Source organism: Romboutsia sp. BSD2780061687b_171204_C1, assembly GCF_015560225.1.
Lineage (GTDB): Bacteria > Bacillota > Clostridia > Peptostreptococcales > Peptostreptococcaceae > Romboutsia_C > Romboutsia_C hominis.
The window spans coordinates 1-15,096 of record NZ_JADMRK010000012.1 but is presented as its reverse complement, the minus strand read 5'-3'; the positions used below and the strand labels follow the sequence as shown (position 1 = coordinate 15,096).

General features: G+C 27.6%; 18 protein-coding genes. 6 read left to right on the top strand and 12 right to left on the bottom strand.

Annotation, left to right across the window (positions count from 1 at the left end; genetic code table 11):
- Positions 1 to 93 precede the first annotated feature (93 nt).
- The 6 genes from I2H23_RS13480 (at position 94) to I2H23_RS13460 (ending at position 3,360) form a co-directional block, all read left to right on the top strand.
- On the top strand, positions 94 to 273 hold the full coding sequence (locus I2H23_RS13480; RefSeq protein WP_195581795.1) for a hypothetical protein: 180 nt from the start codon (positions 94 to 96) through the stop codon (positions 271 to 273).
- On the top strand, positions 254 to 1,270 hold the full coding sequence (locus I2H23_RS13475; RefSeq protein WP_195581794.1) for a hypothetical protein: 1,017 nt from the start codon (positions 254 to 256) through the stop codon (positions 1,268 to 1,270). The genes I2H23_RS13480 and I2H23_RS13475 overlap by 20 nt, the downstream gene beginning before the upstream one ends.
- Before the next feature lie 366 nt (positions 1,271 to 1,636).
- Entirely contained in the window at positions 1,637 to 2,542 is a 906-nt protein-coding gene (locus I2H23_RS13470; protein WP_195581793.1) for a ParM/StbA family protein, read from the top strand.
- Positions 2,527 to 2,817: a hypothetical protein gene (locus I2H23_RS13465; protein ID WP_195581792.1), complete on the top strand. Its 291-nt coding sequence runs from the start codon at positions 2,527 to 2,529 to the stop codon at positions 2,815 to 2,817. The genes I2H23_RS13470 and I2H23_RS13465 overlap by 16 nt, the downstream gene beginning before the upstream one ends.
- A gap of 97 nt (positions 2,818 to 2,914) precedes the next feature.
- Positions 2,915 to 3,043, top strand: a complete 129-nt coding sequence (locus I2H23_RS15510) for a hypothetical protein (RefSeq protein WP_271933364.1) — start codon at positions 2,915 to 2,917, stop codon at positions 3,041 to 3,043.
- A gap of 167 nt (positions 3,044 to 3,210) precedes the next feature.
- Positions 3,211 to 3,360, top strand: a complete 150-nt coding sequence (locus I2H23_RS13460; protein ID WP_195581791.1) for a hypothetical protein — start codon at positions 3,211 to 3,213, stop codon at positions 3,358 to 3,360.
- 178 nt (positions 3,361 to 3,538) lie between these two features.
- Here I2H23_RS13460 and I2H23_RS15400 read toward each other — a convergent pair whose 3' ends face one another.
- The 12 genes from I2H23_RS15400 to I2H23_RS13400 all read right to left on the bottom strand — a co-directional run.
- Positions 3,539 to 4,819 carry an HNH endonuclease gene (locus tag I2H23_RS15400; protein ID WP_243248306.1) on the bottom strand — a complete coding sequence of 427 codons (1,281 nt, stop codon included), beginning with the start codon at positions 4,817 to 4,819 and terminating at the stop codon, positions 3,539 to 3,541.
- A 433-nt stretch (positions 4,820 to 5,252) separates the two neighbouring features.
- On the bottom strand, positions 5,253 to 6,089 hold the full coding sequence (locus I2H23_RS13450; protein WP_195581790.1) for an N-acetylmuramoyl-L-alanine amidase: 837 nt from the start codon (positions 6,087 to 6,089) through the stop codon (positions 5,253 to 5,255).
- A gap of 12 nt (positions 6,090 to 6,101) precedes the next feature.
- Complete coding sequence (locus I2H23_RS13445) at positions 6,102 to 6,284, bottom strand: hypothetical protein (protein ID WP_195581789.1); 183 nt, start codon at positions 6,282 to 6,284, stop codon at positions 6,102 to 6,104.
- A 9-nt stretch (positions 6,285 to 6,293) separates the two neighbouring features.
- Entirely contained in the window at positions 6,294 to 6,527 is a 234-nt protein-coding gene (locus I2H23_RS13440) for a hemolysin XhlA family protein (RefSeq protein ID WP_195581788.1), read from the bottom strand.
- Positions 6,528 to 6,589: 62 nt separating this feature from the next.
- Positions 6,590 to 6,730: an XkdX family protein gene (locus tag I2H23_RS13435; RefSeq protein ID WP_195581787.1), complete on the bottom strand. Its 141-nt coding sequence runs from the start codon at positions 6,728 to 6,730 to the stop codon at positions 6,590 to 6,592.
- A gap of 24 nt (positions 6,731 to 6,754) precedes the next feature.
- Positions 6,755 to 7,216, bottom strand: a complete 462-nt coding sequence (locus I2H23_RS13430) for a hypothetical protein (protein ID WP_195581786.1) — start codon at positions 7,214 to 7,216, stop codon at positions 6,755 to 6,757.
- A 14-nt stretch (positions 7,217 to 7,230) separates the two neighbouring features.
- Positions 7,231 to 8,286, bottom strand: a complete 1,056-nt coding sequence (locus I2H23_RS13425; protein WP_195581785.1) for a Kelch repeat-containing protein — start codon at positions 8,284 to 8,286, stop codon at positions 7,231 to 7,233.
- Positions 8,287 to 9,048, bottom strand: coding sequence for a hypothetical protein (locus I2H23_RS13420; protein ID WP_195581784.1), 762 nt, complete (start codon positions 9,046 to 9,048; stop codon positions 8,287 to 8,289).
- A gap of 4 nt (positions 9,049 to 9,052) precedes the next feature.
- A complete protein-coding gene (locus tag I2H23_RS13415; RefSeq protein ID WP_195581783.1) occupies positions 9,053 to 10,171 on the bottom strand; it encodes a siphovirus ReqiPepy6 Gp37-like family protein in 1,119 nt (372 codons plus the stop codon).
- Positions 10,172 to 10,173: 2 nt separating this feature from the next.
- A complete protein-coding gene (locus I2H23_RS13410) occupies positions 10,174 to 11,046 on the bottom strand; it encodes a phage tail family protein (RefSeq protein ID WP_195581782.1) in 873 nt (290 codons plus the stop codon).
- A 1-nt stretch (position 11,047) separates the two neighbouring features.
- The gene (locus I2H23_RS13405) at positions 11,048 to 14,539 is read right to left on the bottom strand and encodes a phage tail tape measure protein (RefSeq protein ID WP_195581781.1); all 3,492 of its coding nucleotides are present in this window, start codon (positions 14,537 to 14,539) and stop codon (positions 11,048 to 11,050) included.
- A 235-nt stretch (positions 14,540 to 14,774) separates the two neighbouring features.
- On the bottom strand, positions 14,775 to 15,096 hold a 322-nt coding region (locus I2H23_RS13400), incomplete at its 5' end, for an RNA polymerase subunit sigma (RefSeq protein WP_195581780.1).

Here is a 15,096-nt window from a genome sequence, read left to right as displayed (position 1 = left end):
TCTCTCATGAGTGATATATAAATAAAAAAAATTAAAATTAAACACTTGATTAGTCATATGACTTATGATACTCTAAATGTAGAGGTGAAAAAAATGAAATATGAATTTGATGAAAAATCTTTGCGAGATGAAGTAGATACTTTAACAATTGAAGAATTAAAAGAATTTGCTTATAAAGCTCTTAGAGCTAAAGAATTAAACAGATTGAGAAAACAACAAGAAAGAAGATTAGCAAAGGAGAGAAGTAGTAAACATGAAGAAAAAAATATTTAACTATGATCAAAATAGGTTGTTAGCTGCTAATGTAGATTTAAAAGAATTATTAATTTTAGATTACATAGCACACTTTAAAAACACAGGAAAAATGGATGAACATATATTAGAAAATAAATCTTGGAATTGGATAACACCTAATAAGATAGCAGAGGATCTTCCAATATTAGGTTTAAAAAAAGAAGGTGTTAGAAACATATTAAAAAATTATTTAGGAATAAAGCCTAAGAATTGGGATGAACGTTTTGAAAAATTCTCTGATAGTATGAAGAAAAAAGCAAAGAATTATAAATTTTTAGGTTTTATAGAATTTAGAAATATTTGTGATGAAGAGTTAGGAGATAAACTAGTTTTTAGATTTACTCAAAAGTGGTTTGACTTAATTTCGGAAGAATGTGAAACACCTCATATAGCACCAAAAAAGACAAATAAAAAAGTTGCTAGTACTGGCACTACTAACAACTTAGACGAATCAATAGCTGATTCAAAAAATCAATCTGATATAAAGAGTATATCACACGGCATATCAGAAAATCAATGTAAAAATAAAGAAAATATGCATGTAAATGTTAAATTACTTAAATCTTCAGGAATAAAACACATACCTTATAAAGAAGAATCAGCTAAAATTTTAGAATTAAATACAGATAGATTGAAAAAGTCTATAGAAAAAACTATAAAAAAATCAAAATTTAAGACATGGAATTACTTAATAGAAGCATATGAAGATTTAGATGCTAATAGATCTTCATACGAGAACAATAAAACTAAGTTTCATAATTTTAAAGAGAACTTTGACAAGTACTCTGATGATGAAATTGTTAAAATACATAATAAAAAGATAAATGATAAAGAATCAGTTTCTACAGATGAAACAGAAAAAATAATGTATAAAAGATGTGTTGATGCGAATTGGACAAACTTATTAGACACAGTTATATCTCATGGTATAGAATACGCTATTAAAAATAACTTAGAATATCCTAAAAATATCTAATATATGACATTCTAAGCGATTTTTAGCAATACTTTAAGTAAATATATCTTAACAATATAAAAGAGAGGTATATACACCTCTATACCTCTCTTTTATATTAATTTATGCTGTTAACCCAGTTTTATTTTTCTCAATTATTTTTTCATATTTAACATATACACTTATTATTCAAAACAAAGCCTAATACAGAAATATCAAAATTACTAACAAATACGTATGTAAAATAAAAATGTTTAATATAACAAAAAAAGAAAAATACGAAATAACTAACATTTTTGTATAGAAATCTATTTACAAATCATTTAGTCTAATGTACAATATATATTGTAATACAAAATAACTAACATTTTTGGAGGTTTTAATAATATGATTAGTATAGTAAGTATAGACGTAGGAAATATAACTACTATAGGAGTATCTGAAGATAAAGATATAATCGTAGAAAGCAGAATAAAAGAATGGTCTAATTTAGATGAACTTGGTGAAAATGAAGTAATCGAGTTTGAAGGTAAAAAATATGTAGTGGAACAAGGGCAATTTGAGAACAATCTTGTAAAACATGAAAAAGAAAACTTCTTACCACTTATGTTTTATACAATAGCAAAAGTTACAGATGAAGAAAGGGTTAAGCTTGTTATAGGAATACCAGCAGGGCAATATAATACTCGTAAAGATGAATTAAAAGAGTTTATAAAAGAAAATAACTTTAGAAAAATAAAGTTAGGTGATAAAACTAGACAAATATATATAGAAGATGTATTAGTAGTTCCAGAAAGTTATGGACTTAAGGCTAATGGTGTAATGGCACAATGTGAAAAGGGATTAAAGACATTAGTTGTAGATATTGGTGGAGGTACTACTGATATAGCAGAGTTTAATGAGCTAGGTAAATTTATAGATGGTGAATCTATAAAATATGGACTATTAGATCTATATAGAAATGCTAGAAAAGTATTAGGAAATAAGCCTTATAATTTAGATATAGATTTAGCAGATGCAAAAAAATATTTCGATGGTGAATTAAATTTATTAAATAAAGATACATCTTATAAAAAAGATATAATGTTACAATGTATAAAAATGATAGTAAATGAACTTAGAGGGTTATATCCTAATCTATCTAATACAAATATAATTCTAACTGGTGGTGGAGCAGAAAAAGTTTATCCTACATTTAGAAAATTATATGAACAAACTATCCCAGTAACAGATATAAAAGCAAATGCTAAAGGATTTTATAAGATAGGAGCAAAAGCATGGCTAGAGAAATAAGAGTAACATTTACAGATAAGGAGCAAGACATATACGATTTTATTAAAAGTAAAAGTTCTGCAAGTAATTTTATAAAAGATTTAGTTAAACTAGAAAAAGAAAGGCAAGAAAATTATAAGAACTCTTTAGTAGAAAATAATTTAGATAAATTAGCAGAAAAACTAGCAAATAAAATAGGTTCAATTGAACCTCAAAAAGTCATAAATAAAGAAAGTAATAAATCAAATAACGGAAATGAGTATGACTTTGATATAGATGATATTATAGAAAATTAAATAAAAAAAAGAACATAACCACAAGTGGTGTATGCCCTTCCCTCGCAAGTTAGAGTATATACCATTTGAAGTTAAAATTCAAGGGAGACTTTAACAAATGAATAAATTTACAATGACATTTAGAGAATTTAATAATTTTATAGCATTATTAGAAAAACATAACATAGACTTATCTTCTCAGAAAGCACTTAATTTATTTGAAAGCTATAAGAAAGTAATACAATAAGTATTATTCAATTGGAGGACAGTTATGGAAACTATACAATTATACTTTGAGGAACTAGATGGTGAATTATATATATCAAAGACTTGTAAGCAACAATGCAGAGATATACTGCAATAAATATAAAAACACACCAAAATGTAACTAAAATAAAATCTTGGAGGTTGTTCGTGAATAAAAACTGTAATAAAGAGTTTTGTATATATATAAAAACTTGCTTAATAAATGATAAGGAAAAAATAAATAAATGCACTGGAATATTATCAGAAAAAAATCCACATCATCATAATTATCAAATGAGTGTAAGAGGATCAAACTAAATTTCTAATTAAGAAAGAAAAGATATAGAAGACTAGAAATAAAGTTAAATTTCTAGTCTTTTTAATTTCAAACTATTGGCATAAAAGTTTTACTTTTATGCTTTTTTATTATTTTAATACAATCTAAAGAGGACTAGATTTTACTCTAGTACTCTTTAGATTAAATTTTTCATACATTCTATATATTTTCATTTTTAATTAATAATTCTTTCAAGTATTTAATATTTTCTCTATAATTAAGATTATCAATTTTATGTAACATAGCATGACAATTTGGACAAACTGGAATTAGATCCTTTTCTGGATCAACTACATAGTCCTTTCCTATTGTATTTAGTGGAACTATATGATGAACATGAATAAAATCAGTTCCAATCTCACCATACTTTTCTTTAAAATCAAATTTACAAATAGAACATCTAGTTCCATATCTGTTTATACATTTTTTTCTAGCACTTTTATTCCTTTCATATTTATTTACAAGGACAGATTCTCTATTGCCTTCATATAAAGAATCATTAATACTTTCATCATCGTAAAGTATTAACTCATTTTCTGAATATGATTCTATAGTTTCATTTGACTTATTATTTTTTTCATTCATATATTTCTTTTCATATATCTTTAAGGTTTGATATGGATCTAAGTTATAATTGTTTGATTTAAGATATTCCGTCATCTCCGCTAACGTAAATATTTTTCCTTTTTCTGCTAAATCTGTTAATATATTACTTCTAACTAAATTTACAGTAGATATTTTTTCGTTTAAAAGTTTACCTATCTTTGCTATTTTGTTTTTTATACCATTAGTACTATATGCTCCTACTCCATTTATATTTTTACCTGCTGGAATCGGTCTAATTGCATAAGGATTTTCTTTATTAAGAAGATAGGTTTTACCAGGTGCATAATATTCATCTGTGCTTAATAAATCTTTACATATATCATACATAAAATTATCCATGTTTATTGTTAACCCTTTTGAATAAATTCTCTTTTTCTTCATATCTATATCATCTCTTTTTAAATTTCTTAGATTTATTACCTCTACTCCACATATCCCATTGAATATTGCATATATGATAAATTTATCTTGTGGGTTTTCTAATTTATTACATATATCTTGAATCTCTTGTCTTATAAAATATCCTTCTGCCTCATTTACAAGCATTTTCTTTGAATCTATTTCATTTGTAACTATCTTTTCCATATTTATATTAAATGTTTGTATTACTAAATTCACATATGCAACTATATTATAAATAGTTCTACTACTAGAAACTCTTTTACTTTCGATAACTTCTATTATTTCATCTCTAGAAAACTCTGCTAAGTGTTTTTGTTTTTGTATCTCTGCTTTATGTAAAAGTTTAAATATACCTTCACACCCTCTTATAGTAGCTTCTGGTTTCCCTTGTTCTTCTAATTTTTTAACTATAACTTCTATTCTTTTTTCCATAGTATTAATACTCCTATCTTGCCTAAAGCTTCCCCTTCAAGTATTTTTCTATAATAGTAATATAATTTATTTAATTTGTAAATTGAGTAGAAAATATAACCTTTTAATCTCTACATACTAAAATGACATAAAACTTTCTATTTCATGCCATTTTTAATATAATATAGCTATTGCAATGGTTTTATTAAAAAATATAAATTTAATGTCAGTTACAAATGAACTGACTCCACAGAAAATTAGCACTTATCAACAAAAATACAAAAATTACTAACAAATTTTAATTATTTATCAACAGAAAAAATAAAAGCGACCTGAGTTGGAATGGTCGCTTTTATTTTTTCTAGTTACTAGGTCTAGAAACTACTGAATTGTTCTCTACAGTTCGAGAGTTGACATGCTCTTATATATTTATATTATACAATTTTATCTTCATTTAACGACCTATAAATTTTAAACAGTTTCTTATTGTATCATAACGATCTGAACCGACTATAGAAGTATACTTCTCTTTTGTATTCATTTTATCTAATTCAGATTTTGCTGGTCCACCTACAGTAAATAAATTAGTAGCTTCCCAAGGAATATGATCTTTTACATTTTTTATTATACAATCTTCTTTAGTCCAAGAGATTATTTCTGCTCCTACCCTATCTATATCATTTCCATATAAAATACAATTCGTATACTTTTTATCTAAATTTTTATTTAATATACCTTCTACTATTGCTTTTGCTATAGCTTTATGCCCTACTTTTTTATATAGCAATATATCATCTTTATCATCTATAAAGCAGCACTCTATAAGTATAGCTGGAGCCTTTGTATTTCTTAATACATAATAATCTTTTTTAAACTTAACCCCTCTATTATCAAATCCTAATTTAGATATATTATTACATATTCTAGTTGCTATATCTTTAGTTTCTTCATCATAACAGTACACCTCAACACCTGCATTATCTCCATCTCCTTTTTCATCATCACGACCACTATTAAAGTGAATAGATACATCTAAATCAACTTTATGTGCATTACACTTAGCAACTATTTGTTTTAAATTTTTAGCTTGAGTACCAGCTGAATCTACAGTACAATCATAAACTGTTTTTCCTTCTTCTCTTAATAGTATATTAACTTCATCTTTTACTATCCTGTCCTCTACAGACTCATAAATCCAGCCTATATTGTCTAATTTAGCACAAGCTCCACTAGCTCCTTTACCTTGTGCATCATGTCCTGCATGTGTATTTAATGTATTTATTGGATTCATTTAAATTCCCTCCTAGTTATCTTTTCTAGCTACTGATTGACCAAAATAAAAAGCTATTACCATACTAAAAACAGTCAAGAATTCTTGACTAGAAACTTGACTATTTAAAGACATTATGCAAAATACTATTGTTAGCATAAAAGCTATTACTCTTTTTATACTAAGTAATTTAGTTATTAAATTTAATTTATTCATTTTATCCTCCTATTTAAATAAATGGTTTTGAATTGCATAAAAAAAGAACCCAATAACACCAGACATAATAAAGCCTAATCCCCATTTTAATGTGCTTGTAAGTCCTTCTATACTTTTGACTAAATTTTGTATCTGAACTTTAAATTCAACTTGATTTTGTTCTAATTTATCTAATCTAGCAGAATGATCATTAATTCTCTTCTCATGGTTATCTAATATATGTTGTTCTAGTTTTTCATTCATGTATTACTACTCCTTATAAAGTATAAAAGGCTAGATAATTAAATCTAGCCATAAAAAAAGAACTATGCTATATAGTCCATTCCAGTTATTTCTTTATATTGTTCTGCAGTTATCATATTTGCTTCTACAAATACTTTCATTCCTTCATTATCATAGCCTTCCATTTTATCCTCATAATATCCTTTTATCATTTCGTAAAACATATATTATATCTCCTTTTATTTAATTTATTTTTGTGCTTTTAATTTTGCTAATTCTAATGTTACTGTTGCTAAATTTTTATTTATATTATTTATTTGTTTTGTTTTATTTGCATTATCTATTAATATAGTAGCATTATGTTTTTTTAAGTTATTTATTTCTATAGACTTGGCAGCACTATCTTTTAATAAATTTGCATTACTTTCATTTAGTTTATTTAAGTAATTAATTTTTTTATCAGAATTATTTTTTTCTTCTTCTTTTATTCTTAAATATTCTTGTGCAACTTGTTCAACACTTAAATTAGGGTTTAAATTATATGTAGATTTTATATTATTAGATATTTCAACTCTTTCCACTTTCCCAACATTATTTATAATTAGAAAAACTTCATCATCTTTTTGTATTTTAAATTCATCTAAATAATATTGTGCATCTAAATTATTTATTTTATCAATTTTATTCCAAATTTTATAATTATATGACATAAATTATCCTCCTTTTATTCTACTAGATAACATTCATTAACATCTAATCCACCATCTTTATATCCACCAAAAACATAAATATTCTTACCAATCGGGCTAGATGTTAAACTTCTTCTAGCAGTTGGCATACTAGTTTTTGTTGTCCAAGTATCTGATAATGGATCATAGCACTCATTCTGATTTTCTGGATGTGTAAAGCCACCAATGACATAAATCTTATTATTTACCACACTAGAAGTTGCTTCTTGTCTAGCAGTTGGCATATTAGCTTTTGTTGTCCAAGTATCTGATAATGGATCATAACACTCATTTATATTTATTGAACGTTTAGAATTTGAGTATCCACCAATGACATAAATTTTATTATTTACTACACTAGAAGTTGCTTCTTGTCTAGCAGTTGGCATATTAGCTTTTGTAGTCCAAGTATCTGACAATGGATCATAACATTCATTTGTGACTAACTCACTTGACATAACTCCACCAATAGCATAAATTTTATTATTTATAACACTTGCAGTTAAACTATATCTAGAAGTAGGCATATTAGCTTTATACGTCCAAGTACCTGATAATGGATCATAACACTCGTTTACATGCGTATATCCACCCAAAGTATTATTTATATTTCCACCGATAGCATAAATTTTACCATTAACAGAACTAAGTCCTAATCCATACCTCCTATAGTTCATACTAGATTCAAAGCTCCATGTATTTGTTGTAGGATTATAACATTTATTTGATGTAGTAGGGGAATTCCTACCACTCCCACCAATAACATAGATTTTATTATTGCATACAATAGAAGCCATGGAATAACAAGCATCTGGTACTTTATTCGCATTTAGCCATGTATCGTAAAATCTAGGGCTATACCATTTGGGTAGATTTTCAAAACCTTTGACATAAGCGATATCATTAACTTTATTAATTAAAGTTGGGAAATTATTATTTCCAGATATATCAACATTTCTATTTTTTAAGTTGTTTTTTAAATTAGTGTGACAAGTTATTAATTCATCTTTTATTTTAGTAGTTTCATTTATTAAATCATTAAGAGTAGACATTTATAACACCTCTCTTATAGCATTTATATTAGCTTCTAATGTAGATTTATTTGTTCCTAGTTCCTTTTCAATCAATGTGATCCTATTGGCTAATGCTCCTGCTACATCTCCATCTAAAACATTCTTTATAGTATCAAACCATGTTGTAAATTCTTTTTCCCATTGAGTAGTTGCTTGATCCACCCATTTATCTATATCTTGTCCTCTATCGTCTATGTAACCTTCTAACTTTTTAAATAATGTTGTTGTATCTATTGTTTTAACTGTTTGAGTTACAATACCACATATATCAGAATTAAGTCTTGTATCTGTAATATTACTTTGTTTTATTGAGATAACACCATTATTAACTAAAATTTCAGCTATACATAATTCATAAGCATTAGCATCTCTTTGTAAACTTTTACCTATAGGAGAGCTATTGAATTCACCTTTTTTTACAATAGAAGTTATTTCTCTATTTAAAAAATCTAACCTTAAAACAATTCTATCAATTCTTTTTAAAACTCCATCAGCAGGATCAATTTTAAGGATTAAATCACTATCATTGTAGTACATATATCCATTTATCCAAGCTTTACCAGGAGATACTTTTATAAACATATCTTCATTTGAGCATACTTGCAAGTTTGTAGAAGGATTAGGGAATACTCCGTTACCTATAAAACTAGAAAAATAATTAGCATAGTTTTCGGCAGTATATACTCTATCTGGAGTACCATCATCACTTAATTTTGCATTAAAAAAACTAGAATGTTCCATTATTTCACCTCACTATCCTTTTAATTTTATCTATTATAGTTGGGATTTCATTACCAAATATAGGATTTATTTCTAAATTACCATTTTCATAAACTTCTTCAATCTCCGTTATTCTAGCATCTAATTGAATATTCCACTTTTTATCAAATACAGTAACAATATCGCCTAGCTCATAATCTTTTTTATAAATGTTATTTCCTCTTGTATTAACCTTACTATCAAATGTATTTATCTCTTTATATTCTTTTAGCTTTTCTTCTCCTCTTTGTACTAATAAGGGAATATATTTAGAAGGTGGAATTTCAATTTCTATTTCTTCTCCTTCGTCATTTGTTTTTCTATCTTTATCAGCTATATCTCTAGCATCTACAAATAATTCATATCTATCTAATCCATAGCCATTTTCTATAGACGTTAATTTTCTATCTAGACCTTCACCAGCTCCAGCGATTAGGCATGTATTTTTAAAGTTATTAATACTTTCAAAATAATCCTGTTCAAGTATATTTTCAAAATCTCTAGAAAATATACAAGGTGCAATAATTGTCTGATTTAAACTCCTATCAATGCCCTTATAGGTATTAAATATAAGTTTCCTTTCAATGTAATCAAAATCTATCTTATAACCTACATTATAGGTATTACTTATTTTCTCGAGTTCATCAAGGATATTTCCAAAACTATTTTGATAATGTATTTCATCATTAAAGTTTTTTAAATCTCCTAATATTAGGTTTGGTATTTTTCTATTTGCATTAGTTGGATTAATTGCATTGTCATTTACTAATTTTCTCATTAACATCTCACAAGATCCATTAAAGGTTAGTCTACCCCAATTAATCCTTCTTTTTAAATAACCTGTTATAAAAGTACCTGTTACTTGAATTGTTTCATCTTCATTACTGCTATGGTGCAATTTAATAGATTCTATGCATCCCAATTCTGTATCATCTTTTTTATAAATTAAATTATCTTTTGTTAGTAATTCTTTTGTTTTAGAATTTAACTTACAATGTAACTCAAACTTTCCAGCTTTATAAAAACTTCTAATCCACCTTAAAGATGTATAAACTTCTAATATCCCCTTGAGTTCTAAATCTTTATTAAAAATATATAATTCCATATTTAAACTCCTAAATAACCAGGATTAAAATAAATATTTACCTCTAAATTACTTAAATTTTCATCAGCATCATATCTAAATAGATTATCACCTGTATCAAGTTGTAAGAATGTACTTCCACCCCCTGCTAAATCTAAATAATTTAGTATATTAGTTTTAACTCCATTTAAACTACTTTCTATCTTTTTTCTACTAAAATTAGTATCTATAGTTATTACTTCTCCTGGATCCATAGACTTATTAATTTTTATAGATTCTCTAGTATTAACATTAAATAAGCTAGGATTTTTTAATGTACCATGTGCAATAAATTCTATTATCATACCAGTTTTTATATCTCCATTATTAACAGCATTAACAATTAAACTCGGTTGCCTATGTCCCATAGTTATTCCTCCAGGTATAATAACATGGGGAAACTTAAAGTCCCCCACCCACCTAGCTATATTAAATTTTGTAATAGTCATGTCTTTCCAATATGGATCATTACATATGAAACTTATCTGAAAAGTAGAAATAAAATCTTTAACAGGATCTGGACTTTTTTCAATTCTACAATCTATGTATTTAATCACATTAGTATCTTTATTAGAATAAATTAATTTACCTTTAAGTTTTGGATTTAATACTTTTATAAGTTTAGCTCTATTGATATCTCTATTTTCTCTTTTAAGCTTTCCTTGAATCACTATATTTCTTTCTGAAAATCGTGAAGAAATATAAACAGATCCATCTGTTGCACTATTTGAGCTTGTAATAATATTATTAATACCAGCTACTCCAGATATTTTCGTAAGGAAAAAAGGCGAAAGAGCAGAAAATTCTATCTGCTCTTCTTTTTCATTCATATATATAAATTTTTCATTTAAGCTCATTTTAACCTCCTATCGCTAACTCTCTAAGCATATTCTTTGTTTGTCTTGCTACTTCGCTAGGAGTAGGTGTCGGAGAATAAATATTTTGAGTTACTTCTATATTACCATTAGCTCCTTTAGACATTCTAGCTGCTAAGCTATTCGCAGTTTCTTTTAAAAGTTCAACACTAGATTCATGATTATAGATTCTAGTCCCTGTTGGTAAGTCATATAATTCATATCCTCTTTCATGTAGAGTTGTAAATCCACCTTTAAAATGAGAAGTTCCAGTCCAGTGTTCTTGTTTAGGAGCATCATGTTTTTTAGTAAATATCTCGAATACCTTAGGAACTGGATTCCACTTGTTCCACCAATCAGCAAGTTTTTCCCAATTACTTTTAACCTTACCCGTTGTAGTATCAACATCTTTTGAAATTGATGAATTCATAGATGTTATCTCTTTAACGGCTTTATTTCTAGTATCTTTCGCAGCTTTAACAGTTTCATCCCTTTGTTTTTTAGCATCTCTAATGAGTTTATCAGCTTGATCTTTACTTATTACACCTGTTTCATCTCTCATACGAATTATTTCTTCAATACGTTTATCACATTCTTGGTTAGCTGCTTCTATAGATTTATCTCTAGATCTATTTAATTCTTGTATATGTTTGGATGCCATTTCAGCAGTTATACGTTCATCATGTCCTTTCATTCTTTCAAGTATCACTTTAGCTTCTACCTCATTATCTGATAGAGTTTTAACTGCATTTTCTTTCATTTTACATTGAATATCATTTATAGTTTTAGATTCATCATCTGTTATTTGTCTATGTTCATCTGCTGCTTGTTTAATGATGTTATTTATTTGATTTTGATATTCATCAATTTTACTTTTTTTATCATTCCAATGTTTTTCTGTTTTATTAAGTATATCTGCTTCTTCCTTTGAAGTAAGAGCATTTGATTTTGCAAAAAAATCTTTTTGGCTTTTTAATTCAGCATCTCTTTTTTTATCTAATCCAGTTTTGATTTTATTTCCCATATCTGTATATATTTTTTGTAAATCTTGTGATTGTTTTTTAGTAAGTCCGACACTTTGATTTAATGTATCTTTAAAGTCTTTTATAGTCTGATCTTTTTGTTTTTTAGTAAGTCCCTTAGTACCATTTACCATAGCAGTATACTGTTTTATTATTTCATCTTTATTTTTTTTAGTTAAAACACCTGTATCACTAACTAATTTTTTAAAATCTACTGTCATTTTTTCTCTTTGTTCTTTACTTAAAGTACTAGATTTTTTACTCATTTCAGTAAAGTTTTTAATTACAGAATCTTTAGCTCCTTTTGTAAACTTATCTGAATTTACTTTTAAATTCATAAGTGAAGAACTTGCTTTTTTATCTAATTCTATATATGAACTAACGGACTTCCTAGTTGAATCAGAAATTTTAATTATATTTTTTGAAGTTGCTTCAGCTACATTTCCGAATTTATCCGTTGTAGATTGAGCTTTATCTGCAAATAGGTCTACAGAAGGAGTTGCATCTTCATTTAAATATTTAGCAGTTTTATATCCTGCATATCCCACAGCTGCTACTCCTGCTACCACTCCTGCTACTGGAAGTGCAGCAGATGCTATAGCAGCTCCAAATCCACCAGCTGCCGCTCCTGCTCCAGCAAGTCCAACGCCAGCAGTTTCTGTAGCTGTTCCTACACCAAGTAATATTTTTGCAAAATCACCAAAAGTAGCAGCTGTTTTTAGTGCTTTAAACTTACCTACAGCTCCAATTAAACCTCCAATACCACTAGTAACATGACCAATACCATTTGTTATTGGCCCAATTGCTATAGCAGCCATACCCATTTTTACTATAAATTCTTGCGTTTCAGGACTTAAATTACTAAAGCTATTTGCTAAATCACTAATATCATTAGCTACACTTGTTATGGCTGGAGCTAATACTTGAAATATTTTTATTCCAGCTCCTTCTAAAGCACTTTTCATTTCTGTAATACTACCTTTAGCATTTCCACTCATAGTTTTAGCCATTTTAGCAGTAGCACCTTCACTAGTATCAATAGCATTTGCTAATTTATCAAAGTCTGATTGACTTGCATTTATTATTGCAAGCCATCCACTCATTGCTTCCTTCCCAAATATAGTTGATACCGTACTCGCTTGAGTAGATTTGTCTAAATTACCTAATTTATCTCTAAGCTCTGTTATAACTTCTCTAAAGCTTTTCATTTTTCCATCACTATTTTTAATAGATATTCCATATTTATCCATAGCTGCGGCCATTGAATCTGTAGGTTTTACTAAGTTAGTTAAACCTGCTCTAAGTGCAGTACCAGCTTGCCCTGCTTTGATCCCGCTATTGGCCATTAAGCCTATAGCCAATGATGTATCTTGAATACTATATCCTAATGCTCCAGCAACAGGTGCTGCATATTTAAATGTTTCACCCATCATACCAACATTAGTGTTTGCATTACTACTTGCAGCAGCCAATACGTCAGCAAACATACCTGCATCTTTAGCTTTTAAATTAAATCCTGTTAAAGCATCTGTTACTATATCTGAAGTTGTTCCTAATTCCTCTCCAGATGCTATAGCTAAATTTAAAATAGGCTCTATACCTTCAAGCATATCGCCAGTCTTCCAGCCAGCCATGGCCATATACTCCATACCTTGTCCAGCTTCGGAAGCACTAAATTTTGTTTTAGACCCCATTTCTTCTGCTTTATCTTGTAGCTTTTTAAAATCACTTCCAGTTGCTCCACTTATAGCAGCAACTTTATCCATTTCTTCTTCATATTCTAACCCAACGTGAGCTGCAGCTACACCTACACCCATTAGAGGTAAACTAACATGAGTAGTAAGCTTACCACCTATTTCTTGAGCTTTACTACCTACGTGTTTAAAGTTATTTCCTAAATCTTCAAGTCGCTTAGATGCATCTCCTATACCATGAGTATTTTCTACTTCTTTATTGAATTTATTTATAGCAGATTTAGCCTTATTTACTTCATCTTCGGCTTTATTCATTTGGGTTTCATAGTTTTGTAAAGTCTTAGCATTATTTTCTACAGTTCTATCTAGTTTATCATGTTCTTTTTTTAATTCTTCTAAAGCTTTTTCAGTTTCTTTAGCTTCCTTACTTTCCTTGCCATAATTTTTTATAGCATTTTCATGAGCCTTTTCTGCTCTAGAAAGAGATTTTGCTAACTCATCTCTTTTATGTATATTACTTTGTAGTTTTTCTGTAGCATCCTTAACACTTTTTTTATAAGTTTCTAATTTCTTATTTTGTAAATCTAATTGTTTCTGTAATGAACTTTGAACTCTATTTACACTTTCTGTGGATTTACCAAATGCTTCTAAACCACTTTGAGCCGCTTTTAATTCGCTCTTATTATTTTTTAACTCTGAATTTATACCTTTTAATGTGCTTGAATATCCAGAGTCATCTAAAATCATCTTTGCGGTTATTCGTTTTTCTGTATCACCCATCTATTCTCCTTTCTCTCCTTCTACAAGAAAGGTATTTCATCTATATTTACAACTTTTTCAACATATTCATCATTTGAATTTGATTGAGTTTGTTCTTCATATGTTTTATTGAGTTCTTCGACTAGCATTACAATTTCTTTAAAAGTGCTATCAAAGAACTCTTGTCTAGTAAAATTTAGTTGTGTTTTTGCAATAAAAAAAAGCCTATTTATATCAAATGGCTTTTCACTAAAGTCTATTTTTTTTTATTTTTTTCTTCGATATTTTCATTATTAGTATTAGATTTTTTAATACCTCTATAGTCTAAGTATAAATCTGTTGCAAAAGGTATTATTTCATCTATAACTTGATCTGGCTCTAATTTCTCCATTAATTCATTTATAGTTAATGGATTTTCATTATGATCTTTATCATATCTTTTAGATATACAAGAACATACCATAATTTTTAAAGCATTGTTATATAGATTTCTACCATACATAACCCCATTTATTACATCTCCGAAGTTATCAAATCTTTCATCTATATCAAATATAGTTTTGTTTGTCATTTCAAAG

Bases quoted from the DNA above. Each gene is read 5' to 3' on its own strand.
- I2H23_RS13480 (WP_195581795.1), top strand. From the start codon at position 94: ATGAAATATGAATTTGATGAAAAATCTTTGCGAGATGAAGTAGATACT.
- I2H23_RS13475 (WP_195581794.1), top strand. From the start codon at position 254: ATGAAGAAAAAAATATTTAACTATGATCAAAATAGGTTGTTAGCTGCT.
- I2H23_RS13470 (WP_195581793.1), top strand. From the start codon at position 1,637: ATGATTAGTATAGTAAGTATAGACGTAGGAAATATAACTACTATAGGA.
- I2H23_RS13465 (WP_195581792.1), top strand. From the start codon at position 2,527: ATGGCTAGAGAAATAAGAGTAACATTTACAGATAAGGAGCAAGACATA.
- I2H23_RS15510 (WP_271933364.1), top strand. From the start codon at position 2,915: ATGAATAAATTTACAATGACATTTAGAGAATTTAATAATTTTATAGCA.
- I2H23_RS15400 (WP_243248306.1), bottom strand. From the start codon at position 4,819: ATGGAAAAAAGAATAGAAGTTATAGTTAAAAAATTAGAAGAACAAGGG.
- I2H23_RS13450 (WP_195581790.1), bottom strand. From the start codon at position 6,089: ATGAATCCAATAAATACATTAAATACACATGCAGGACATGATGCACAA.
- I2H23_RS13445 (WP_195581789.1), bottom strand. From the start codon at position 6,284: ATGAATAAATTAAATTTAATAACTAAATTACTTAGTATAAAAAGAGTA.
- I2H23_RS13440 (WP_195581788.1), bottom strand. From the start codon at position 6,527: ATGAATGAAAAACTAGAACAACATATATTAGATAACCATGAGAAGAGA.
- I2H23_RS13435 (WP_195581787.1), bottom strand. From the start codon at position 6,730: ATGTTTTACGAAATGATAAAAGGATATTATGAGGATAAAATGGAAGGC.
- I2H23_RS13430 (WP_195581786.1), bottom strand. From the start codon at position 7,216: ATGTCATATAATTATAAAATTTGGAATAAAATTGATAAAATAAATAAT.
- I2H23_RS13425 (WP_195581785.1), bottom strand. From the start codon at position 8,286: ATGTCTACTCTTAATGATTTAATAAATGAAACTACTAAAATAAAAGAT.
- I2H23_RS13420 (WP_195581784.1), bottom strand. From the start codon at position 9,048: ATGGAACATTCTAGTTTTTTTAATGCAAAATTAAGTGATGATGGTACT.
- I2H23_RS13415 (WP_195581783.1), bottom strand. From the start codon at position 10,171: ATGGAATTATATATTTTTAATAAAGATTTAGAACTCAAGGGGATATTA.
- I2H23_RS13410 (WP_195581782.1), bottom strand. From the start codon at position 11,046: ATGAGCTTAAATGAAAAATTTATATATATGAATGAAAAAGAAGAGCAG.
- I2H23_RS13405 (WP_195581781.1), bottom strand. From the start codon at position 14,539: ATGGGTGATACAGAAAAACGAATAACCGCAAAGATGATTTTAGATGAC.